This is a genomic window from Actinoallomurus oryzae, assembly GCF_039541955.1.
GTDB lineage: Bacteria > Actinomycetota > Actinomycetes > Streptosporangiales > Streptosporangiaceae > Actinoallomurus > Actinoallomurus oryzae.
This window is the reverse complement of sequence record NZ_BAABHF010000015.1, coordinates 108,720-131,861: the sequence shown is the minus strand read 5'-3', so window position 1 is coordinate 131,861 and position 23,142 is coordinate 108,720. Positions and strand designations below refer to the sequence as shown.

The window sequence follows — 23,142 nt, the reverse complement described above, 5'->3', positions numbered from 1 at the left end:
GATGAGGGACACCGGTTTGACGGCGGTTCGACATCTTGGTAAAAGTCCGTTCAGTACCCGTCTGCCCTAAACGAGCTTTTCGGGCAGGCCAAGACGGCGAGGTCACCCCTCCTGCCTGACCAGACCGGAGGTTGGTACCGCACGATGCCCGAACTCGACCTTGTCATCGCCGGCGGAAGCGTGCTGGACGGCACCGGCACGGCGGCCACGGCGGCCGACATCGGCGTCGAAGGCGACCGGATCACCGCCGTCGCGCCTCCCGGAGCCCTGTCCGGCGCCGACACGCTGGACGCGACCGGCCACGTGGTGACGCCCGGCTTCATCGATCTCCACTCCCACGCCGACTTCTCCCTGCCGGCACACCCCGGTGCGGACACCTGCCTCTACCAGGGCGTCACGACGCTCGTCGGCGGCAACTGCGGCTTCTCCCCGTTCCCGGTCGTGGACCCGGAGAAGCTGCGCCGGGCGGCGGCGTTCATGGGCCGCGAGGAGCTGGCCTGGGACTGGACCGGCCTCCGCGGCTACGCCGACTCCGTCGACGGCACCGCCCCGGCCGTCAACCTCGTGGCCCAGGTCGGGCTGAACGCCCTGCGCATCGCCGCCATCGGCAACGACGAGCGGGCGGCGTCGCCGGACGAGCTCGCGACGATGCGCCGCCTGATCGAACAGGCCGCCGATGAGGGCGTGGCGGGCTTTTCCACCGGCCTCATCTACGCCCCCGGGAGCTACGCGCCGCCGCGGGAGGTGACCGAGCTGGCGCGCACCGCGGCACGGCTCGGCCTGCTGTACTCCACCCACATGCGCAACGAGGCCGACCGGCTGGTCGAGGCCGTCACCGAGGCGCTGACCACGGCGCGCGAGTCCGGCGTGCGCCTGGAGATCTCCCACCTCAAGGCGATGGGGCGCGAGAACCACGGGAAGGTGCACGAGGCGCTGCGGCTGATCGACGAGGCCCGCGCGGACGGTGTCGACGTCACCGCCGACGTCTACCCCTACACGGCCTCCTCCACGACCCTGACCTCACGCCTGCCGGGCTGGGCCCTGGACGGCGGCGTGGACCGGCTGCTGGACCGGCTCGCGGACACAGAGGTCCGGCGCCGGATCGCCGCCGAGGCGCGGATCGACCCGGACGCCATCGTCCTCGCGCAACTGCCGCCCGGCCCGTACGCGGCCTGGGTCGGACGGAGCCTGGCAGAGCTCGGCGCCGAACTCGGCCTGGGCGGAGCCGAGACCGCCCTGGAGGTGCTGGCCGCGCACAACGGCTCGGTCGGCATCGTCAACCACGCGATGGCCGAGGACGACGTGCGCGCGGTGCTGTCCCACCCGCACGTCAGCGTCGCCAGCGACGGATGGACCCTCCGCCCCTCCGGTACGGGCCGGCCGCACCCGCGCAGCTTCGGCACGTTCGCCCGCGTGCTCGGGCGGTACGCCGGCGACGGGCGGCCGCTCACGCTCGCCGACGCCGTACGGAAGATGACCTCGCTGCCCGCGTCGCGGGCCGGGCTGGCCGACCGCGGCCGGATCCGCGAGGGGATGGCCGCCGACCTGGTCGTCCTCGATCCCGGCACCGTACGGGACACCTCCACCTTCGACGACCCCTGGAACCTGGCGACGGGCGTACGCCACGTCGTCGTGAACGGCGCCCCGGCGCTGCGTGACGCGGCCCTGACCGGAAACCGTCCCGGACGCGTGCTCCGGCGACCCAGCCCCTGAGGAGCACCCCCGATGAGTACGACCACCTCCGCGGAGAACAAGGCGGCCCCCGTAAGCCGCTTCGGGCGCCTGCCGATGATCGCCACCGGCGGCTTCGCGGTCGCGCTGGTGATCGGCATCGTGACCGCCGTGTCCGGCGGCAAGGCCGGGCTGTGGGGGCTGATCCCGATCTTCCTCTACGCGATCCTCGCGCTCCTCGGCGTGGACGTGGTCATCGCGACCGCCGGCGCGCTCATCGTCGCCGCGGTGATGACCCGGACCGGCCCGATCCCGCTCGGCGCCCAGATGGCGACCTCGCTCGGGTCGCTGGTCGCGGTCATCGGCGTGATCATCCTGCTCGGCTCGGCGCTCGGGCAGGTGACGCAGGAGACGGGCGCGGCACAGGCGCTGATCAAATTCGTGATGGGCCGGATCGGGCTGAACACGCGCACGCGCGTCCAGATCGGCATCATGGTCTCCTCGCTCATCATCGTGGGCGCGCTGGGCACGCTGGCCGGCGGCAACGCGATCCTGGCGCCGATCATCATCCCGATCGCGGCGCGAACCGGCTGGCGTCCGCCGGCGGTGGCGGCGATGCTGCACGCGGCCGGCGCGGCGGGCCTGATGACCGGCCCGTTCACCCCGCCCGTGGTGACGATCATGGCGGCGACGCGGCTCAGTTACAGCGGCTACCTGCTCCACGCGGGCCTGCCGGTCGCGGCCGTGACGATCGTGACGGGCTTCTTCATGGCGCACTGGATCCAGCGCCACACCGACCAGGAGTACACCGCCGCCGACGCGGCCGACACCTCGGCCGAGGAGACCGACCGCCCGGGCGCCCGCCGGGCCGCCGTGGCCCTGGCGGTCGTGCTGCTCGCGCTGGCGATCTACGGCATCGCCGAGAAGGCCACATACTCCTACGCCCTGGTCGTCATGGTCGTCACGGCCATCGCGACCGGGCTGGCCGGCGGGCTGGCGCCCAAGAGGATCCTGGACGCGATGTACACCGGCGCGGCGCGGCTGATCTGGCTGTTCCTGCTGTTCTGGATGCTCGACCCGATGCTCACGCTGATCGGGAAGACCGGCGCCTTCGACGCGGTCTTCGCCGACCTGAAGCCGGTGCTGTCCCATGCCGGGCCATGGGTGTTCCTGATGCTGATCGTGTTCCTCGGCTACCTCCACGCGGTACCGGGCGCCGCCGTGGCCCAGGTGGTGCTGGTCAACAAGCTGTTCGGTCCGATAGCCGCCGCGCTCGGCATCGCGCCCGGCGTGTGGGCGGTGGCGATGCTCGGCGTCTCACAGATCGACCAGCTGGGACCGCTACCCGGCGCCGATATGATCGGGCAGATGGGACTGGCACGCTCGTCCAGCCTTCGCATGATGCTGTTCAACGGCTGGGCCATCATCGTCACCAACACGGCGCTCTTCGCCGTACTCTTCCTGGTTCTGACATGAGTCTGCGCGAGGCGCTGGGCGCACTGGTCGAGCGGGCCGAGGCGGCGGGCGGCCGGGCCGCCGTCGTCGTACGCCCGCTCCACGGCGACGACGACGAGGCGATCGCGGTCGCGGCGGACCACCGGTTCACCGCGGCGTCGTTGATCAAGCTGCCGATCCTGGCCACCGCGCTCGACTCGGGCCTGCCGTTCGACGAGCGGCTCCCCGTACGGCCCGCGGTGCCGGGTTCGGGCGTGCTGGCCCACCTGGCCGACGTCGGCGACATGAGCGTCCGCGACCTGCTCACCCTGATGGTCGCCGTCAGCGACAACACGGCGACGAACGTGCTCATCGACCGGATCGGCCGAGAGCGGGTCAACGACTGGTGCGCGCGCCACGGCCTGACCGCCACCGTGCTGGCCCGGCCCCTGATGGACCTGGAGGCGCACGCCCGTGGCCTGGACAACCTGACGAGCGCCGCCGACGTCGCGTCGGTGCTGTCCCGGCTGGCGGACTCGCCGTTCGCGGTACGGGCGCTGGAGGCGCAGCAGTTCAACGACCGGCTGCCGCGCCACCTGCCGCCCGGGTTCCGCCTCGCGCACAAGACGGGCGAGCTGACCGGCGTCCGCCACGACGCCGGTATCGTCTACCCGCCCGCCGGCCCACCGGTGGTCGTCGCGATGCTGACCGACGGAACCACCGACGGCGCCGGCCACATCGCCGAGTGCGGCCGCCTGGTCTTCTCCGCCCTCGCCGGGTCGTGAGGTGCGAGGCGGCCGCGAAGGTAAAGGCGGCCTAACCCCGCGCTGAGGAGGCTCTGACCCACGCTCTCCTACTGTGGCGGCACTGACTCGCCAGGGGGGAGCCGAGCATGTCCACCCGTGCCTTCTCGTCCGGCAGGGCCGACCGCGCGGAGCATGATCCGCGGGTGCGCCGATGGGGCTGACCGGCGCCGGTTTCGTCGCGTCGCTGACGGTCGTCGCGCTGGCCGCGGTGGCCGCCTGCGTACGGCTTCTGCCGAGATACTCCGGCCCGGGCCGCCGGCAGGTGGCGGCGCGCACGGGGCTGGTGGCAGGCGGCCAGGCCGCGCTGCTGCTGGCGTTGCTCGTCCTGATCAACTCCGGCATGCAGTTCTACTCGTCCTGGCGTGACCTGTTCGGGATGTCGGCGGGCACGGTGCGGATCGCCGACCGGAACCCCGGGCCCGCGCCCGTGGCGGTGCCCTCGGCGAGGCCGTCGCACAACGCCCTCACCCGCCGGCTGCCGGCCGGTGACGGGCGGCTGGACGTTCTCGACGTGCACGGCCCGCGGTCCGGAATCTCCGCCCACGTGTACGTGTACGTACCGCCGCAGTATGCGCGTGACGGTCGCCGGCCGCTCCCCGCCGCGCTGCTCCTCGCCCCCGCGCGCGACGCGATCGTGGGGCAACGCGTGCCGGAACTGGCCGCGCGGGAGATCGCCGCCGGGCGGCTGCGGCCGATGCTGCTCGTCATCGCGCCGGTCGGTCCCGGGTGCGTGGACGCGCCCGGCCACGCGCAGGGCGAGACGTTCTTCAGCCAGGATCTGCTCGCCGCGGTCGGGGCGGCGTACCACGTGAGCGGTGAGCCGAGCGGCTGGTCGGTGGCCGGGGCGCGGGGATCGGCGGCCTACTGCGCGGCGCTTCTCGCGATGCGGCACTCCGACCGGTTCGGTTCGGCCGTCTTCACCGCCACCGCGCTCGCCCCTCCGGCGGGCGACCTGTACGGCGGCAGCCGGGCCATCCGCGACGAGTACGACCCGCGCTGGCGGCTCCGGCACCGGCCGCCCCCGCCGATCAGCGTCGGCGTCGTCGCCGACGACGGGTTCGCCTCCGCGGCCCGGCCGCCGATGCACGCCGAACCGCTGCCCCCGGCCGCCTGGCAGAACCCGCCCACCGTGCTGCGCTGGCTGGGCGCCCACCTCGCCTCCGGGAGCCAGGCATGAGGCTCACGGGTGTTCCCCTGCAGATCACGGTCGTCGCCGTCGCGCTGATCGCGATCGTCGCGACGGTACGGCTCGCGCCGCGGGTGGCGGGTGGACGGCTCGCCGACGTGCTCGCCCGGCTCGGCCTCGTCCTCGGCTGCCAGCTCTTCGTGGTCCTGGCGGTACTGGACCTGGTGAACGCCTCCTTCGACTTCTACGGCTCATGGGGCGACCTCGTGGGCGTGCGCGCCAGGACCCAGAACCCCGGCGTGCCCTCGGCGCGCACCCCGGCCGCGAACCGGAGCGCGCTGGTCACCCCCGACCCGGCCGCTCCCCGGTACCGGCTGCCCGCCGGGCAGGGACGCATCGACTCCGTCGTCATCCACGGAGCGCGCACGCTGATCAGCGAGCCGGCGTTCGTCTACCTGCCACCGCAGTACCTCACGCCGGCGGACCGGACGCGCTTCCCGGTCATCGTGGCCTTCACCGGCTACCCGGGCGACGCCCAGAACCTGATCACCCACCTGCGCCTGCCGACGACGGTCGCGCAGGAGATCGCCGCGGGCCGGATGCCGCCGGCGATCGTCGTCATGCTCCGCCCGACGGTCGCGCCGCCCCGCGACACCGAGTGCACCGACGTGCCGCACGGCCCCCAGGCCGAGACGTTCTTCGCCCAGGACGTGCCGGCCGCGCTCGCCTCGGCGTACCGGACCGCCGACCGCGCGACCGGCTGGGGCGCGATGGGCGACTCCACCGGGGGCTACTGCGCGGCCAAGCTCGCGATGCGGCACTCCGACCGGTACGCGGCCGGCGTCTCCCTCGCGGGCTACTACCACGCGCTCCAGGACTTCACCACCGGGGACCTCTACGGCCGCAGCCGGGCGTACCGCGACGAGAACGACCTGCTCTGGCGGCTCCGGCACCTGCCCTCTCCCCCGGTCAGCCTGCTGCTGACCACCAGCCGCGTGGGCGAGAAGGACTACGCGCAGACCCGGCGGTTCCTCGCGCTGGCTCGCCCGCCGATGCGCGTCGCCTCCATCACTCTTCCGTTCGGCGGCCACCACTTCAGCACGTGGCGGCGCGAGCTGCCGCCGGCGCTGCGGTGGCTCGGCGCCCGGCTGGCGAGCGGAACGAAGACCGGTTCCTTCACCGGAAGGCCGCCGGGCCCGGGGAGAAGTACCGTCCCCGGGCCCGGCGGCCGATCTCTCAGCGCCGGGAGACGCTGACCGTGAATCATGAATCCGGTCCGGATGCCGCCCGCGGACCCGCCGCGCTCGGCGCCGCGCTCAGATCCAGCCGCGCCGGGCGGCCTGGGCGCCGGCCTGGAAACGGTTGTCGGCGCCGAGCAGCTCCATCAGGTGCTTCATCCGCCGGCGCATCGTGCGGGTGCTCAGGCCGAGCTGGCGGGCGATCGCGTCGTCCTTGAGACCGGCCAGCAGCAGAGTGAGCAGCCGGCGGTCCTCCTCGGCGAGCGGTGACCGCGAGTCCGTGCCGAGGGGAGCGGCGTGTTCCCACGTGAACTCGAAGAGCTGAATGAGGGCGTCCAGCAGCGCCGAGGAGTGCACGAGCGCGGCCTCTGCGGTGGCCTGGTCCATCTGCAGGGACACCAGGGCGGCGTCGCTGTCCGCGATGGCCAGCTTCACCGGGATGCCGCCCGCCACCCGTGCCTGCTCCCCCAGCGACGCGAGCTTGTGGAGGTCCTCCAACGCACCGGGCTGTTCGAGCGCCTCCGGCGTGTACACCGCCCGCCAGCGCACGCCGCGCCGAAGCGCGCCGGGCTCGACCGGGTTCGTCGCGGCCAGGACATAGGGCGGCCGGTCCAGCATCCGCATCTCCTCGCGGACCCCGTGTTGTAGCCGCAGGAACCGGCGCGCCACCTCGTCGCGCCCGGTGACGATCTCCACCGCACCCGCCTGACCCGCGCGTTCCCTGCGGAACAGCACCATCATCTCCGCCGCTGCCGTACGCAGCCGGGCCAGCGCCTGCTCCCGGTCCCGGATCAGGGTCTCCAGCGCGACGTCCGGCTCCGCGGCGGCATAGCGCCGCGGCCGGCCGGAGAGCCGGCTCACCAGACCGCGGGCGCGCAGCCGGTCCAGCGCCCGCACCAGCCGATCCGGGCCGTACCCCAGGCGCGAGGCCAGCTCTCGCGCGGTGGCCTCGCGCCCGGAGAGCAGCTCCCGGTACACCATCTCGTCGAAGGCCGTCACGTCGAGCGGTGCCAGAATCCGGCCGTCCTGCAGCATGCCCGCATCGTGTCCGGAATGTGCCAACGTCCGCAATGAGCCACGAATAACGATTGTTGGCCTTTGTCGCAGAAGGTCATTCTGAGCCGGTGATCAAGAACCGAAGGCTGTGGCCCGTCCTGGCCGCGGTGGCGCTGGCCGCCGCGGTCGTCCCAGCCGCCGGCGGAACCGCCGGCGCCGAGACCCGCGCGGGCGAGCGGGTCATCATCGAACTCGACACCGCGGCCGGAGCGCGTGCGGGTGCCCAGCAACAGACTCTGCGGGCCCAGGCCGACAAGGCCGGTGTGGCCCTGCGTCCCTCGCGGCGGTTCTCCCGGCTCGTCAACGCGGTCGCCGCCACGGTGCCCGCCGACCGGCTCGCCGCCGTACGGACCCTGCCCGGCGTCAGGGCGGTCTATCCGGACCTGCCGATGAAGGCCACCGCCGAGGCGAACATCGACCTGATCGGCGCACCCGGCGTCTGGAAGCGCAAGGACCGGGCGGGCCGTCCCGTCACCGGTTCCGGCGTCACCGTGGCGATCATCGACACCGGCGTCGACGCCACCCATCCCGACCTGGCCGGGAAGGTCGTCGGAGGACACGACTTCGTCAACGATGACGACGATCCCGCCGACGACAACGCGCACGGCACGCACGTGGCCGGCATCGTGGCGCAGACCGCGCCGGGGGCCTCCCTCACCGCCTACAAGGTGCTCGACGCCGACGGGGCCGGCTACGAGTCCGACATCATCGCCGGCCTGGAGGCCGCGGTCGATCCGGCCAACCCGCACCGTGCTCAGGTCGTCAACATGAGCCTCGGCGGGGCGGGCGACGGCACCGACCCGCTCGGGCAGGCCGCCGCCCACGCCGCGCAGTCCGGCGTGGTCGTCGTCACGGCGGCCGGCAACGCGGGTCCGGGCGCCTCGACGGTCGGCACGCCGGCCGCGGCGGACGGAGTCGTGGCCGTCGGGGCGTCGTTCAGCGGAGTACGCATCCCGGCCGCCCGGCTGACCCGCACCGGCGAGGAACTGCAGACCACTCGGGCCGACTATTCGGCCAACCCACCGGCGAAACCGGTCACCGGCACGCTCGTCGACCTCGGCCAGGGCCGGCCCGCCGACTTCGACGCGGCCGGTGACCTGCACGGCAAGGTCGTCGCGTACTCCGCGCTCGCCGGCAGCCCGGCGCTGGCCCGCGAGGCCGAGGACCGGGGCGCGATCGCCGCTCTCATGTACGCGGACGGGTCGGCCGGCCCGCAGTTCACCGGCGGGGTGCAGCCGGCCACGCCCAAGACGCTCGACTCGGGCGACGACATGCGCATGGACAAGATCGTCGTGATGAGCGTGGACGAGACCCAGTGGGCCGAACTCGGCCGGCTGAGCGCCCAGGGCAAGGTCCAGATCACGATCAGCGGCAAGGACGTCACCGACCAGGTCGCCGGCTTCAGCTCCCGCGGCCCGACCACCCGGTACACGCTCAAACCGGACCTGGTCGCACCGGGCGTCGAGATCCGGTCGAGCGTGCCGAAGAGCCTGTGGCCCTCCGGTGAGTACCGGATGTCCGGCACGAGCATGGCCTCGCCGCACGTGGCGGGTGCCGCCGCGCTGCTGTCCCAGCTCGGCACGCGGCACATCGCGGCAACGCTCATCGGTGCCGCGAAGCCGCTGACGGGCACCGACCCGATGACCCAGGGCAACGGCCGGCTCGACGTGGCCGCCGCGGCGGACGCGACCGTCACCGCCCAGCCGCCGACCATCTCGTTCGGCCTGGCCGACCTGCGCGACCGCACCACGAAGGCGAAGACCACGGTGACGCTCACCAATGACGGGCACGCCCCGGTACGGGCGCGGCTCGGCACCTCCGCGGCCCCGGGCAGCCCGGGCCGGGTCCGGGTCACCCCGGCGAGTGTGGCGATCCCGGCCGGCGGCAGCGTGCAGGTCACCGTCACCGCCACCGCCGACCGCGCCGCCACCGACACCGACGTGAGCGGCTGGGTGACGGTCGGGAACCGGCTCCGCGTGCCGTACCTGCTGGCCCTGCGGCCACTGCTGCTGACCACCACTCCCGATCCGAGCGACGGTCACTCGGAGGTGTTCGCCTATGCCCCGGCGGACCTGGCCGCGCCCCCGGTCGTCACGGTGACGGCTCCGGGCGGGAAGCGTACCCGGGTGACCGCCACCCTCGACCACGACCGCTGGTACCGCGCTCCGGTGACCGGCGCGAAGGCCGGCGCCTACACGGTGGAGGCACGGGCGACGACGACCGGCGGACGGGCGCTGTGGGGCACGGGCACCTTCGAGGTGACCGCGACATCGAGCGGCGCCTGGGAGCCGATCGGACCGAACGGCCAGGCCGGGCTGCTCGCGAGTTCCCCGGCAGCTCCCGACCAGCTCGTCCTCGCCCAGCCGGGCAAGGCGGGGCTGTGGCTCACCACCGATCAGGGCCGGAAGTGGCGGCAGCTCGACCGGCTGCCGGTGGCCGGCGGCACCGGCACCGTCGTCGTGGACCCGAAGAGCCCCGAGCGGATGTGGTACGCGGTGAACGGCCGGCCCTTCGCCGACTCGCCCTCCGCCTTCGACCCGACGTACGAGGGCAAGGTGCTGGCCACCGGCGACGCGGGGCGGACCTGGCGCACCCTCCCGTTCCCCAACACTCACATCGACGCGTTGCTGTCGGACGGTCACGCGCTCGTCGCGGTGACGGCCGGCGGCGTCGTGAGCAGCGATGACGGAGGAGCGCACTGGACCACGCACGCCGTGACGCTCCCCACGGGAGTGACGGGTGCGGCGCTGACCGGCGGCGACCTGTACGTGAGCGCGTACGGCGGCGTCTGGGTCGTACGGGAGGCGACCGGCGACGACCTCGCCCCCGCACAGCAGGTGCTCAAGACCACCGGCTGGGCCTCTCCGGTCGGCGTCGCGGCGGACCCACGGCTCGTCGTCACGGCGACCACCGACGGCACGGTCCGCGGCTCGCGCGACGGCGGCCGTACGTGGAACGTCCTGCACGAGAACGGATCGGACGGCGGCTACGCCGTCTCGGTGCGGATGGTCGGCGGGACCGTGTACGTGGGCGGCACCGGGCAGGATCTGGCCGGCCGGGACCACGGCACCGCCTGGAGTCCGCTGCCCAAGCCGGCACGGGGCCCGGTCGATGACGACTTCGGCGCGCTCGGGGACAGCACACTGGTGTCGGCCGAGAACGGCGGCCTCTACGCGACGGGCGACAACGGCGGCCACTACACCCGGATCGGCGTCCAGGGCACGTCGGTGCACGCGCTGGCACTCGGCGAGCGGAAGGACGGCACGACGGCGCTCGTGGCCGGCACCGACACCGGGATCACCGCGACCCCGCTGCCGACCGGCCAGAGTGTGAACCCCGAGTGGGGCGGCAACGGCCAGGAGGGGACCGTCGGCACGGCGATCGGCCAGCTGGCGGCCTCACCGTCCGACCCGCGCGTGCTGTGGAGGGTGCGCACCGACGCGTTCCGCGGACTCTCGTTGTCGCGATCCTCCGACGGCGGCGCGACCTGGTCCGACGTCGCCCGCCAGGCCGAGACGCCGACCGCCCTGCTGGTCCACCCGGCCGATCCACAGGAGATCTCGATCGGCTTCACGAGCCTGACCGGCGACGGTCTGTACGTCACCCGGGACGGCGGCACGACCTGGCGCAAGTATGTCCTGGGCCACAGGGTCGACGCGATCGCGGGCGCCCCGGACGACGCGCGCCGCGTGTGGATCGGCACGCCCGACGGCCTGTACCGATCCGATGACGGCGGCGCGCACATCACCAAGGTGAGCGACGGCGCGGTGTCGGCGATCGCCATCGACCGCCGCGACCCCCGGCGGATCGTCACCGGTGGCGCCGCACTGCGGGTGAGCGACGACGGCGGCCGCACGTTCCGCACCGGCGACGCCGGTCCGCTGACGATGCGTGTCTCGTCCCTGCTCGTGTCACCGCGCGACCCGAACGTGCTGTACGCGGGAACCACCTCGTTCCGGCCGAACGGCCTGCTCGTGGGCGGCCGGGGCGTACTGCGCTCGGCGGACGGCGGGCGTACGTGGCAGAACGTGTCCTCGGGCCTGCAGAACACGGCCGTGCTGAGCCTGGCCATCAGCCCGGACGGCGGGTGGCTGTACGCCGGTACCGACCAGGGCGGGATCCACCGGCTGCGGCTTCGGGACAAGTAGGCGACCTGGGGACAAGTAGGCGCCCCGTTGCCGTCACCGGCGATGATGCCGGTGACGGCAACGGCTGCCGAGGCCGTGCCGGACGGACCGTCGGCTCAGGCGGCGATGCGTACGGGCAGCGCGGTCAGGGCGCGGAAGGTGGTCGAGTCGCGCCACCGCGGGGTTCCGGTCTCCGGGGTCATCGCCGGGAAGCGGGCGAACAGGCGGGTGAGGGTCTCCTGGGCCTCCAGGCGCGCGAGCGCGGCGCCGAGGCAGAAGTGGGCTCCCCCGCCGAACGCCAGGTGGGACGGGCCGGAGCGGGTCAAGTCGAGGCGGTCCGGGTCGAGGAAACGGCGCGGGTCGCGGTCGGCGGCGTCGATGCGGACGAGGACCTGCTCGCCCGCGCGGACGGGGTGGCCGCCGAGGAGATGGCCGGTGAGCGCCACGCGGCCGACGAGCCGTACCGGCCCCATGTGGCGCAGCAGTTCCTCCACCGAACGCGCCGGGTCGGTGAACAGGTGCGGCAGCTGCCGCGGGTGACGCATGAGGGCGAGGGCGCCGTTGCCGATCAGGTTGGCGGTCGTCTCGTGCCCGGCCGCGAGCAGGAGCACCGTGGTGGCCAGCACCTCGTCGACGGTGAGTTCGCCGACCGCGAGCAGCGCGCTGATGAAGTCGTCTCCCGGATGACGACGCCGCTCGTCGATGAGCGGCACGAGGAACAGGGTCACGGCGGCGAAGGCGTCGATGGCCTCGGCGAAGTCGTCGGCGCCGGCGCCGACCTCCAGCATGCGGGCGAGGCGGGGCGTCTCCGCGCGGAACAGCTCGGCGCCGTCCGTGCCCGCGTCGAGGAGTTCGGCGATGACCGCGAGCGGGACGAGGTGACCGAGGTCGGCGACCAGGTCCGCGGCCTCCTCCAGGGTGTCCAGCGCGGCGTCGACGATGGACGCCACGCGCGGGCGGATCCGCTCGACGGCGCGCGGGGTGAAGGCCGGGGCGATGAGGCGGCGCAGCCGGGTGTGGTCGGGCGGGTCCATGAACAGCAGCGCCGCGAGGGGAAGGTCGCGCGCCGCGGGCGGGGCCAGCGGGCTGCGCCGCGGGTCGCTGCTCCACCCCGGCTCGCGCAGCACCGCGGACGCCTCGTCGAAACCGGTGACGATGTGGGCGCCGAGGCCGGCGTTCCAGGTGACGGTCACGTCCTCGCCGCCCAGAACGCGGCGTCCAGCTCGCCGAGCGGAGTGCCGGGAGGAGCGTCGCAGTCCCATTCGTCCCGGATGGCCGCCCAGGCGCCGGTCGCGCGCAGGCCGGCGAGGACGGCGGTGACGCCGAGGTCGATCCGCGTGATCATCAGGTACTCGGGCTGCAGGGACAGCTTCCGGGTCACCTGGCTGTAGCGGCCGAGGGGCGAGTACTCCGACCGGATGAGCGCCTCGGCGTACTCCGGCGTGTAGGTGAACGGCTGTGGCGCGAGCAGCGGTTCGAACTGCTCGCGGAACCAGGCGAGCAGGTCGGCGGGGTCGGGCGCGTCGGCGGGGTCGACAAGACCCGCCCCGCTCGCCGCGCGGAACAGCGCTTCGGCGTCGCCGTCGACGGCGGCCCGCACGATCGCCAGCATGGTCGCCACATGCCGGGGTTCGAACCGCTTGACGCAGCCGAAGTCGAGGAAGGTCACGCCGCCGTCCTCGTGGAACAGGTAGTTGCCCGGGTGCGGGTCGGCGTTGAACATCCGCTGCCTGCGCAGGCCGCCGAGCGCGAAGCGGAAGATCGCCTCACCCCAGCGGTCGCGCAGCCCGGCGTCCGCGGTGAGCGCCTGCGGCCAGCGCAGCCCGTCCGCGCGTTCCATGGTGAACACCCGCCGGGTCGACAGCTCGGGGATCACCTCGGGCACGTGGATGAACGGATGGCCACGGTACGCGTCGGCGAAATGCGCCTGGTTGCGCGCCTCGGCCCGATAGTCGATCTCCTCCCCGATGCGGTCGGCCACCTCGCGCGCCAGCGCGCGCACGTCCGCTCGGGCCAGGTCGGGGGCGAGCGAACGGACCAGGGAGAAGAACGTCGCCAGCAGCTCGGTGTTGCGCAGGTCGTCCCGGATCGCCTCTTCGACGCCCGGATACTGGATCTTGACGGCCACCCGGCGGCCGTCGTGCAGCCGCGCGCCGTGCACCTGCCCGATCGAGGCGGCGGCCAGCGGCTCGGAGTCGAACTCGGCGAACACCCGCGCCGGCGCGGCGCCCAGCTCCTCTTCCACGACCGAGGCGGCCAGGTCGGCGGGCATCGGCGGTGCGCCGTCCTGCAACCGCGCCAGCGTCGTCTGGTAGATCGTGCGGTATTCCGCGGGCACCGCCGGGCCCACCGCGGCGAACGACAGGATCTGCCCCGCCTTCATCAGCACGCCCTTGGACCGGCCGAGCGTCCGGGCGTAGCGCTCGGCCGCCCGGACGTGGAAGTCCTCGTCCTGCCCTGCCCCCATGCGCCGGCGCAGTGATGCCACGACGGCCTCGCCCGCCGTCCGGCCCGCCAGCCCGACGAGCGGAGCCGCCCGGCGCACCCGCCCGTGAGGAACGACGTGCGATCGCCCGCGCCCCTGCCGCTCCGGCATCGCGACACTCTCCTGTGGAATGGACACTTGGTTTTCCTCAGTGTTTACTTAGGGACGTGGCGACGTCAACCTCAACCCGTGAACGGATCGTCGACGCGGCGATGACGCTGTTCGCCGAGAAGGGCTACCGCGGCACGAGCGTGGCGCACATCGAGGCGGCGGCCGGGCTCACGCCGGGCGCCGGCGGCCTCTACCACCACTTCCGCACGAAGGAGGAGGTGCTGGCCGCCGGCATCGAGCGGCACCTGGCCCGGCTGAGCGCCCTGCGCGACATCCGGGGCGTGTTCGGCGGCCTGGGCGACCTGCGCGCCGAGCTGATCGTCACCGCCCGCTACACGCTCGCCGAGCTCGACAACGAGACCGAGCTGCTCCGCATCCTCGCCTCGGAGGCACGGTCCCATCCGGACCTGGTCGAGGGCGCCGTGCACCGGCTGATCGACGCGACCTACGCGGAGTTCGCCACCTGGCTGGCCGAGCGCACCGGCCTGCCCGCCGAGCGGGCCGAGGCCGTGGCCGCGATCGGGCTCGGCGCCCTGGTGTCGGCCCGCTTGCTGACCGGCGTCCTCGGCGCCGCGCCCACCGGCGTGGACGACGAGACCTTCGTCACCACCTGGGTCGACATGATGACCAACGCGATCGGCCCGTGAGCGGCGAGCGCGCCGGCCTCATCGCGACGGCGGGGCCGGGTAGTCCGCGAGGTCGATGTCGGATGCGAACCTGTCGGCCGTCCACAGCATCGACTTGAGCAGGAGCCTGCGTTTGAACATCTGGTTCCGCATGGCGATCCGCGCCTGGGTCGGCGGGGCGAGGAACGGCCCGGCGTTGCCCTTCCTGGCTACCTTGGCGTAACCGCGGAGCTGCTCCTCGTACCGCCGGAACGCCGTCCGGTGGTCGCCGCCGGCCGCCGCGAGCTCCCCGGCCAGCACGTACGCGCCGACGACGGCCAGGCCGGTGCCGAAGCCGCCCAGCGTGTTGCCGTACGCGGCGTCGCCGAGTAGCACGACCCGTCCCCTGGCGTAGTGGTCGATCTCGACCCTGCTGATCGAGTCGAGATAGAACTCCGACGCTCCGGAGAGCGCGGCGACGATCTCGGGGACCTTCCACCTCGCACCCTCGTAGGCTCGGGTGAGAAGCCGTTTCTGCTGGTCGGGGTTCCAGCGGTCGTACTCGAGCCGCTCGGAGGCGAAGACGAAGAACGCCGACGCCTTGTTTCCCCAGAGCGACACCATGCGGCCCGGCTCGTTGTACATCACGCTTCGCACGGCGGGGCCCTCGGCGGCGATGTCGGCGAGCGCGTAGTAGTGGCCGAGGAAACGGACGTAGTCCGCTTCGGGGCCGAAGGCGAGGCGACGAACGTTGGAGTGGATGCCGTCCGCGCCGACAACGAGGTCGAACGTCCGGGGCGCGCCGCGCTCGAAGGTGACGTGGACGCCGCCCGCCGTCTCGGTCAGCGAGGTGATCGAGTCGCCGAAGACGTACTCGCAGCGCCCCGCCGTCCGCTCGTACAGGAGGGCGGCCAGGTCACCGCGGCTGATCTCGATCTCGCCGCCGGTGAACGCGCCGGGTATGACCGCCCGCGTCCGGCCGTCCGCGTCGATGAGGTCGGTGTCGTGCCCCCCGGTCTGCCGGCGGCGCACCTCGTCGAGGATGCCCATCCGCGCCAGCACCGTCATGTGGGCCGGGCCCTTGAAGTCGACGGCCTGGCCGCCGGGGCGCAGCGCGGGCGCCTTCTCGACGACCGTGACCGTGCAGCCGTGGCGCTCCAGCCAGTAGGCGAGGGCCGGACCGGCGATGCTCGCGCCGGAGATGAGGACTGTCGTGTTCTTCATGTCCCCGAGCGTCGCCGGGGGCGCTGACGGTCCGTGCGCTATCCGCTGACAGTCTCGTCGATGACTGTCAGCGCCTGCGCGCGGGACATCCGGGCACCGCGCGCGAACGCCGTCGCGAACGCGTCGGCGCCGATGAGGTCGCGGGCGCGTGCCGCGGCGAGGTCGGCGTCGCGATCGCGGGCCACGGCCGTCCCGCGCAGCGCGACCGCCGCGCCGAGCAGGACCGCGGCGCGCTCGCCCGCCCCGTCCCGCACGGTGAGCCCGGCCAGGCCCGACACGGCCTCCGCCAGGTCGACGGCCATCGGCGACTCGCGTGCGGCGGCGACGGCGCGCCGGTGCCAGGTCCGCGCCGCGTCGTCGTCGTTCTCCGCCTCGGCGAGCCGGCCCAGCGCGGTGTACGCCCACGGCTGCGTCGTCTCCAGCCCGAAGCCGGCGCTCCCGGCGACGCGCAGCGCCTCGTCGAGCCGGCGGCGGGCCTCGGCGAGGTCGCCCCGGAACCGGGCGATCTCCGCCAGACCGTGGTGCACCGACGCGGGGGCGTCGGCCCGGCCCGCCCGCCGGGACAGCTCCTCCGCGCGGTGGAGGTCGGCGAGGGCGGCGTCGAGGTCGCCCTCCCGGATCAGCGTCTCGGCGCGGCGCACGAGAACGTCGACCGCCTCCTCGTCCGCGCCCAGTTCGCCGAACAGCGCGAACGCCTCCCGCCAGAGGTCCCGGGCGCGGGCCCACTCGCCCCGGCGGCCCGCGGCCACGGCGAGCCAGTCGAGTGCCTGCGCGGTCCCCCACCGCTCGCCGAGCGCGCGGAAGCGGGTGAGCGTGTCCTCGAGCCGGCGTTCCCCCTCCGCGGGATCGCCGCCGAGCAGGGTCGTCAGCGCGAGGCCGAGCAGGCCCACCGCCTGGCTCCAGGGATCACCGCCGAGCACGCGTTCGTTCGGCGCCCCGGACGCCCCCGGCGGCCCGGACGGCCCGACCGTCATGCCCCGCAGCACCACGGTGAACGGATACCGCAGCGGCCCGTCCAGCGACCGCAGGATCGACTCGGCGCGTCGCCAGTGGTCCGGATCGGGGTGCGGCAGGGCCTGCACGACGCACGCGACGTACTCCTCCCCGTCCAGCCCCTCGGTGGGCGCACGGAGGATTTCGGCCGCGGCCGCGCGGATCTCGGCGCGCCGTCCGCTCAGCCAGCCGTACGCGCCGAGCGCGGCGACCAGCCGGGCCGCGGTCCCCGGATCGTGGCGTACGGACCAGCGCAGGGCCGCCATCAGGTTCTCGTGGTCGGCGGAGATCCGGGCCAGCCATTCGAGCTGTTCCGAGCGCCGCAGGTGGGGGTCGGCGCGCTGGGCGAAGTCGAGGAAGTAGCGGGCGTGGGCGGCGCGCACGTGCCCCTGCTCATCGGCCTCGGCCAGGCGTTCGGCGCAGAACAGGCCGATCGTCTCGGACATCCGGTAGCGGACGCCGTCCGTTTCGGCGAACGACTTGTCCACCAGGTCGGCCAGCAGGTCCCCGGCGTCGTCGCCGCAGACCGCCTCGACGGCGTCCGGCGACGCGCCGCCCGCGAAGACGGAGAAACGCCGGGCCGCCGCCCGCTCGTCCGGCGTGAGCAGGTCCCAGCTCCACTCGACGACGGCGCGCAGGGTCTGGTGCCGGGCGGCGGCGGTACGGTCGCCGCGCGACAGCAGCCGGAACCGGTCGTGTTCGGCGAGCCGGCGGGCGACCTCCGCCACGGGAAAGGAGCGCGACCGCGCCGCGGCCAGCTCGATCGCGAGCGGCAGGCCGTCGAGCGCGGTACAGATCCGGGCGACCGCCTCCGCGTTGTCCGCTCCGATCGCGAAGCCGGGCCGTACGGCCGCCGCCCGGTCGGCGAACAGCCGCGCGGCCGGGTAGTCCGGAACGTCGGCGGGCGCGGAGGCCGTCGGCGGGACGTCCAGGGGGCCGAGCGGCACGAGGGTCTCACCGGTGATGCCCAGGGGCTCCCGGCTCGTGGCCAGGATCCGCAGCCCAGGGCAGTCGCCCAGCAGCCGGCGGGCCAGGGCCGCCGCTCCGGCGACGACGTGCTCGCAGTTGTCGAACACGAGCAGCAGGTCGCGGTCGGCGATCGCCGTGGTCAGGCGCCCGGCCGGGTCCGGCGGCTCCAGTGCCCGCAGCCCCGTCTCGCGCAGGCCCAGCGCGCCGAAGACCGCCCGGGGAACCTGGTCGTCGTCCTCCAGCGGGGACAGATCGGCGAAGACGACCTCGCACCCGTCGCGGGCCGTCGCCTCGATCGCCAGCCGGGTCTTGCCCGCGCCGCCGGGGCCGGTGATCGTGACCAGCCGCGCGTCGCCCAGCGCCTCGAGGCGCGCGAGCTCGCGTTCGCGGCCGACGAAGCTGGTCAGCCGTGCCGTCGGCCGCCGGCGGGGCACCGGGTCCGGCCGGTGGTCGCGAAGGACGGCCAGCTGGATCGCGGCCAGCTCCTGAGAGGGCCCGGTGCCGAGCTCCTCGGCCAGCAGGTGCCGCGTCTCCTCGAAGACCGTCAGTGCCTCGGCCGGCCGCCCCGCCGCGTGCAGGGCGCGCATGAGCTGCCCGCGGAGCCGCTCGCGCAGCGGGTGCTCGGCGACGAGCCGGCGCAGCTCCGCGATCGGCGGGCCCTCGGGCAGGGCCAGCTGGGCCTCGATGAGGTCCTCGGCCGCGGCGAGCCGCATCTCCTCCAGGCGGGCCCGGTCGGCGTCCGCGTGGGGCAGGTCGGCCAGCGCCGGTCCGCGCCACAGGTCGAGCGCCCGCCGGAGGACCGTGGCGGCGTCCGCGTGGGCACCCGCGTCCAGGAGCCCGCGTCCATCCCGGGCCAGCCGCGCGAAACGGTGCGCGTCGACGTCGTCGGGGTCGACCGCCAGCCGGTATCCGGCTCCGTCGAACTCGAGCGTCCCCGCCGGCAGGTGACGCCGCAGCCGGGACACCTGTGCCTGCACGGCGTTGACGGCGCCGGCCGGCGGCTCGTCGCCGTACTGGCCGTCGATCAGCCGGTCGAGGGTGACCACGCGGCCGGCGTTCAGGAGCAGCATGACCAGCAGCGCACGCGGCCGAGGCCCGCCGACGGAGATCACCTCGTCGCCGGCCGACCGTACGCGCAAGGGCCCCAGGATGCCGAACCGCATGCCGCGATTATCCCGGTGGTCCCGAAGCCCGTGCGTCCGCGGACTTCGCGCCGAACCGGCCGAGGTCAGTGACCGAGGCGGGCGGACAGTTCGCGGGCGGAGGAGGTGACGGCCTCGATGATCTCCAGCAGGCGGCTGCCGCGGAAGCCGTCGTTCACGCCGCCGAGGCTGAGCGTCGCGGCGATCTCGTCCTGCGCGTCGAACACCGGGGCGGCCACGGCGCCGACGCCGTACAGGTAGTCCTCCTCGCTGATCGCGTAGCCGTCGCGGACCACCTTGTCGAGGTGATCCGTGAGGGTCTGCGCGTCGACCAGGGTGTTCGAGGTGTACTGGTCCAGCGTCCGGGCGAGCCAGCGTTCGCGCAGCTCGGCCGAGAAGGCCAGCATCACGACCGGCCCGGCGGCCGTGTGGTAGGGCAGCACGGTGCCGACGCCGACCGTGTTGACCCGCACCGGGTTGTTGCCCTGGACCATGTCGACGCAGACGGCGCCCTCCTGGCCGGGGATCATGAGGTACGCCGTGTCGCCGAAGCGGTCGGCGAGGCCGCGCAGGAAGGGCACCGCCTCCCCGCGCAGGCTCAGCTCGGCGAGCGCCACCGCGCCGACGCGGAACGGCCGCATGGTGAGCCGGTACGTCGCGCCGTCGCCTCGCGTCAGCCAGCCGGCCCGGATGAGCGTCGAGGCCAGCCGGTGGACCGTGGTCTTGTTCATGCCGGTGGCCGCGGTGAGGTCGGTCAGCGTGAGGTTCGGCTTCTCCCGGGTGAAGCACTCCATGAGCTGACACGCCTTCAGCACCGAGACCACCAGGTTCTTGGGGTCGACGGCCGCCGCCCCCTGGTCGTCGGCGGTCATCGCCCCTCCCCGAGTGTTCCGTAATCCGGTCCATATTCCGAATACTATCGGCGGCCCTCGACCGCCACGGCCAGCGCGTGCGATGCCGCCGCATAGGCATAGGTGTAGTTGCGCGCGTTGGCGAGACCGGTGACATAGCCTCTGAGTTCCTTGGTGGCGGCGGCGTTGCCCGTGGCGTACAGGCCGGTCACCGCGCTGCCGTCGCGGCGACGTACCCGTGCGTGACCGTCGATCCACAGCCCGAGGGTGCCCATCCCGAAACCGACGATCGACAGCGGCAGAGCATAGTACGGCGGGGTGGCCAGCGGGCCGAGGTTCGGATTGGGGCCGTGCCGCGGATCGCCGTAGGCACGGCGGATGAACGGCAGGGCGCCACGGCCGAACTCCGGGTCCTCGCCGCGCGCCGCGCCGTCGTTGTAGGCGGCGACGGTGGCGGCCAGGCCGTCGGAGTCGATCCCGGCGATCTCGGCGAGCTCGCGCACCGAAAGGGCCCGCGCGATCGCGTCCGGCCACGGGTCTCCGGGCCCGTACGGACCCAGCCGGTAGCGGCGGCGGAACTCGTCGTCGGCCAGGAACCAGCAGGGGAAGTTGGCCCACCGCTTCTTCCGCCCGTCGTAGCGGCGCAGGGCGCCGATCAGCGCGCCGTAGTAGCTCTCGTCGCCGAACCGCCGTCCGTCGCGGTTGACGATCACCGAGTGCGGCAGCCCGAGGTGTTCCAGCAGCGGCCGGCACAGGGGCACGTCGCCGCCCGGGTGGGTCTCGCCGGGGAAGTGGAAGCCGACGCTGAAGAACGGGTCCGCGCCACGGACGGTGGCCGCGCCCGCCCGCTGCGCCAGCAGCAGGTTGTCGCCCTCCACCACGGGCGGCGCCGACTCGACGAGCGCGGGCACGTCCTCCAGCTCGCAGGCGTCCGGCGCGCAGCCGTACCCGCCGGTGGCGAGCAGCACGCCGCGCCGCGCGCGGACCGTCGTACGGCCGTCCGGGCCGTCCAGGACCGCGCCCGCGACCGTGTCGCCGTCCATCACCAGCGCGGTCACGCGGTGGTGCAGCAGGCAGTCGACGCCGCGCTCGGTGAGCGCGGCCCGTACGAAGGCGGCCGACAGCCCGGAGCCGTGGGTCAGCAGGTCCGTCTCGGCGCCGTGCCGCCGCAGCCGCTCCAGCTCGGCGGCGTCGAGCGCGCGCTCGGCGTACAGGTCGTCGCGGCTGACCCCGGTCTGGTAGTACGGGCTCGGCCGCAGCCGGTCCCGCCAGGCGCCGAGCGTCGCGCCGGGCACGGCGCACTCCAGCAGTCGTCCCTCGGCGGTCGAGCCGGGCGCCGGGTGGTAGAGGTCGGGGCAGTTCCGGATCACCTGGAAGGGCACGCCGGCCTCGCGGTACCAGCGCGTCGCCTCGATCGCCAGCTCCAGGTAGACACGGCGCGCGGGGCGGTCGATTGGGCGGCCCTCGCCCTGGACGTGGTCCAGGTAGGCCTCTGTCGCGGGCAGTGAGTCCTCCAGCCCGGCCTCGGCGGCGAGGTCGGTCGCCCCGGCCCAGACGAAGCCGCCGCTGTAGGCGGCCACCCCGCCGACCAGGCCGGATCGCTCCACCACCAGCACGTCGGCACCGAGGGCGTGCGCGCGCACGGCGCCGGCCAGGCCGCCGAGGCCCGCCCCGACGCAGAGGAAATCGACGACGCGGTCCATGGCTCAGCTCTCGATCCGCACGTCCACCGGGATGTTCCCGCGCACCGCGGCGGCGTACGGGCAGACCTTCTCGGCCTCGGCCACGGCGTCGCGCAACGACGCGGGGTCAGCGTCCGGCGCGGCGACCGTCAGCCGTACGGCCAGGCGGAACCCTCCCCCGTCAGCCCGGTGAAGGTCGACCTCACCGCGCGCCGACAGCTCGCCGAGCTCCAGCCGGCGCCGCCGGCCCACCGCCGCGACGCTGCTGAGGAAGCAGGCGGCGAAACCCGCCGCGAACAGCTGCTCGGGGTTGGTGCCCGCCCGGTCGCCGCCCAGTTCCTTCGGCGCGGCCAGAGTGAGGTCCAGGGCCCCGTCCGTGCTGCGGGCCGAGCCGGCCCGGCCGTGGGCGACGTCGACGAGGGCGGTGTAGACGGGTGCGTCGGACATGGTCCTCCTTGCGGGCCGTTGGTGACTCTTCGAAAGGGCAGGGAGCAAGATCTGAACGGCACCCCGCCGCGCTCCGGATGCCGGTCAGATGACGGCGACGGGGGTGATGGGTGAACCGGTCCCGCCGGGCACGGCCAGCGGGGCGAGGATGAGCATGAAGTCGTCGCGCCCCTCGGCGGCCAGCGCCTCGGCGAGCTCGTCGAGGGCCATGCTGTGGACGAGGTGCACACCGAGGTAGACCAGGGCCAGGACGTGCACCGGGAGCCGGCAGTCGTCGACCGGCACCGGGAAGGCGTCGCCGGGCCCGTCGGTCCCGACCACCGCGGCGTCCCGTTCACGAACGAACCGCAGAGCGTCCGGATGCAGGCCCGACAGGCGCCCATAGCGATCCCCGGAGCCCGACCCGGACCCGGACGCTGAGCCGCCCACGCTCGGTGTGCCGGGCCTGGACGCCACGTCGCTTCCGGATGCCGGACCGTCCCCGGACGCTGAGCCGGATCGGAACGCCGCATCGCCTTCGGATGCCGGGCCGCCCCCGGGCGCCGGGCGGGGACTGGGCGCCGACCAGCGGCCGGTGCGGACGATCAGCGCGTCGCCCGGGGCGAGGCCGGGGGCCGCCGCGGCGAGTTCGTCATAGCCGACCGCCGTGCCGGCCGGCAGGTGGCCGACCCCGCGCAGCCGCGGGATGTCGGCGAGGACGCCCCGGGTCACGACCGGGACGGCGGTCGTGATGTCGCAGGCGCTGACGCCGCCGGGCCCGGCCATCTCGGTGAAGTCGCGGTCGCCGTAGCCGCGGCCACGGTGCGCGACGTGGCTCAGCGCGTCCATGTGGGTGATCTCCAGGCCGTGGCACTCCGAGCGCACCTGGTCGCTCGCCGCCTGGACGTCGCCGCCCGCGTTGGAGCCCCACCAGGTGATCATCCGGTGGTCGAAGGCGGTCTCTCCGGCCCGCGGATAGTACGGCGGGAGGCCGTTCCGCAGGGGGCGCGTGAGGGAGAACGCCCGGCCGCCGCGTACGAGCGCCGCCGCGGCGCGGATCCGTTCGGCGTCGATGAGGTTGAGCGCGCCCCGCTCGTCGGCCTCGCCCCACCGGCCCCAGTTGCCGTCGACTCCGGGCCAGAACGTGTCCATCGGGTCCTCCAGCCGGGCTCGACAGGGCAAGCCGGTGAAAGTGA

At 74.1% G+C, this 23,142-nt stretch carries 16 protein-coding genes; 7 read left to right on the top strand and 9 right to left on the bottom strand.

Features of this window, described 5'->3' with window-relative positions; genetic code table 11:
• Positions 1 to 144 precede the first annotated feature (144 nt).
• The 5 genes from ABEA10_RS09660 to ABEA10_RS09640 all read left to right on the top strand — a co-directional run bounded on the left by ABEA10_RS09660 (position 145) and on the right by ABEA10_RS09640 (position 6,293).
• Positions 145 to 1,713, top strand: a complete 1,569-nt coding sequence (locus ABEA10_RS09660; protein WP_345460399.1) for an N-acyl-D-amino-acid deacylase family protein — start codon at positions 145 to 147, stop codon at positions 1,711 to 1,713.
• Positions 1,714 to 1,725: 12 nt separating this feature from the next.
• Positions 1,726 to 3,147: a GntT/GntP/DsdX family permease gene (locus ABEA10_RS09655; RefSeq protein WP_345460397.1), complete on the top strand. Its 1,422-nt coding sequence runs from the start codon at positions 1,726 to 1,728 to the stop codon at positions 3,145 to 3,147.
• Positions 3,144 to 3,890, top strand: coding sequence for a serine hydrolase (locus tag ABEA10_RS09650; protein WP_345460394.1), 747 nt, complete (start codon positions 3,144 to 3,146; stop codon positions 3,888 to 3,890). The genes ABEA10_RS09655 and ABEA10_RS09650 overlap by 4 nt, the downstream gene beginning before the upstream one ends.
• A 172-nt stretch (positions 3,891 to 4,062) precedes the next feature.
• Positions 4,063 to 5,088 (top strand): alpha/beta hydrolase, encoded by a 1,026-nt coding sequence (locus tag ABEA10_RS09645; RefSeq protein ID WP_345460392.1) that lies wholly within the window; start codon positions 4,063 to 4,065, stop codon positions 5,086 to 5,088.
• A complete protein-coding gene (locus tag ABEA10_RS09640; protein WP_345460390.1) occupies positions 5,085 to 6,293 on the top strand; it encodes an alpha/beta hydrolase in 1,209 nt (402 codons plus the stop codon). Before ABEA10_RS09645 ends, ABEA10_RS09640 begins: the two co-directional genes overlap by 4 nt.
• A gap of 60 nt (positions 6,294 to 6,353) precedes the next feature.
• Here the strand turns inward: ABEA10_RS09640 and ABEA10_RS09635 are convergent, their stop codons facing one another.
• Positions 6,354 to 7,310, bottom strand: coding sequence for a helix-turn-helix domain-containing protein (locus tag ABEA10_RS09635; RefSeq protein ID WP_345460388.1), 957 nt, complete (start codon positions 7,308 to 7,310; stop codon positions 6,354 to 6,356).
• An 89-nt stretch (positions 7,311 to 7,399) separates the two neighbouring features.
• On the opposite strand from ABEA10_RS09635, the gene ABEA10_RS09630 reads away from it, so the two are divergent.
• On the top strand, positions 7,400 to 11,479 hold the full coding sequence (locus ABEA10_RS09630; RefSeq protein WP_345460386.1) for a S8 family serine peptidase: 4,080 nt from the start codon (positions 7,400 to 7,402) through the stop codon (positions 11,477 to 11,479).
• Between the two features lie 95 nt (positions 11,480 to 11,574).
• On the opposite strand, the gene ABEA10_RS09625 is transcribed toward ABEA10_RS09630, so the two are convergent.
• Entirely contained in the window at positions 11,575 to 12,651 is a 1,077-nt protein-coding gene (locus ABEA10_RS09625; RefSeq protein ID WP_345460384.1) for a cytochrome P450, read from the bottom strand.
• A complete protein-coding gene (locus ABEA10_RS09620; protein WP_345460382.1) occupies positions 12,648 to 14,081 on the bottom strand; it encodes an ABC1 kinase family protein in 1,434 nt (477 codons plus the stop codon). The genes ABEA10_RS09625 and ABEA10_RS09620 overlap by 4 nt, the downstream gene beginning before the upstream one ends.
• Before the next feature lie 29 nt (positions 14,082 to 14,110).
• Between ABEA10_RS09620 and ABEA10_RS09615 the strand changes: the two genes are divergently transcribed.
• Positions 14,111 to 14,701, top strand: coding sequence for a TetR/AcrR family transcriptional regulator (locus tag ABEA10_RS09615; protein ID WP_345460380.1), 591 nt, complete (start codon positions 14,111 to 14,113; stop codon positions 14,699 to 14,701).
• A gap of 18 nt (positions 14,702 to 14,719) precedes the next feature.
• Here the strand turns inward: ABEA10_RS09615 and ABEA10_RS09610 are convergent, their stop codons facing one another.
• The 6 genes from ABEA10_RS09610 to ABEA10_RS09585 form a co-directional block, all read right to left on the bottom strand.
• A complete protein-coding gene (locus ABEA10_RS09610; RefSeq protein WP_345460377.1) occupies positions 14,720 to 15,883 on the bottom strand; it encodes an FAD-dependent monooxygenase in 1,164 nt (387 codons plus the stop codon).
• A gap of 38 nt (positions 15,884 to 15,921) precedes the next feature.
• Positions 15,922 to 19,008, bottom strand: coding sequence for an AfsR/SARP family transcriptional regulator (locus ABEA10_RS09605; RefSeq protein ID WP_345460374.1), 3,087 nt, complete (start codon positions 19,006 to 19,008; stop codon positions 15,922 to 15,924).
• Between the two features lie 65 nt (positions 19,009 to 19,073).
• Positions 19,074 to 19,859 carry an IclR family transcriptional regulator gene (locus ABEA10_RS09600; RefSeq protein WP_345460371.1) on the bottom strand — a complete coding sequence of 262 codons (786 nt, stop codon included), beginning with the start codon at positions 19,857 to 19,859 and terminating at the stop codon, positions 19,074 to 19,076.
• A 44-nt stretch (positions 19,860 to 19,903) separates the two neighbouring features.
• Positions 19,904 to 21,541, bottom strand: coding sequence for an FAD-binding protein (locus tag ABEA10_RS09595; RefSeq protein ID WP_345460368.1), 1,638 nt, complete (start codon positions 21,539 to 21,541; stop codon positions 19,904 to 19,906).
• 3 nt (positions 21,542 to 21,544) lie between these two features.
• Entirely contained in the window at positions 21,545 to 21,967 is a 423-nt protein-coding gene (locus tag ABEA10_RS09590) for an Ohr family peroxiredoxin (protein ID WP_345460366.1), read from the bottom strand.
• A gap of 84 nt (positions 21,968 to 22,051) precedes the next feature.
• A complete protein-coding gene (locus tag ABEA10_RS09585) occupies positions 22,052 to 23,098 on the bottom strand; it encodes a cyclase family protein (RefSeq protein WP_345460364.1) in 1,047 nt (348 codons plus the stop codon).
• Positions 23,099 to 23,142: the final 44 nt, after the last annotated feature.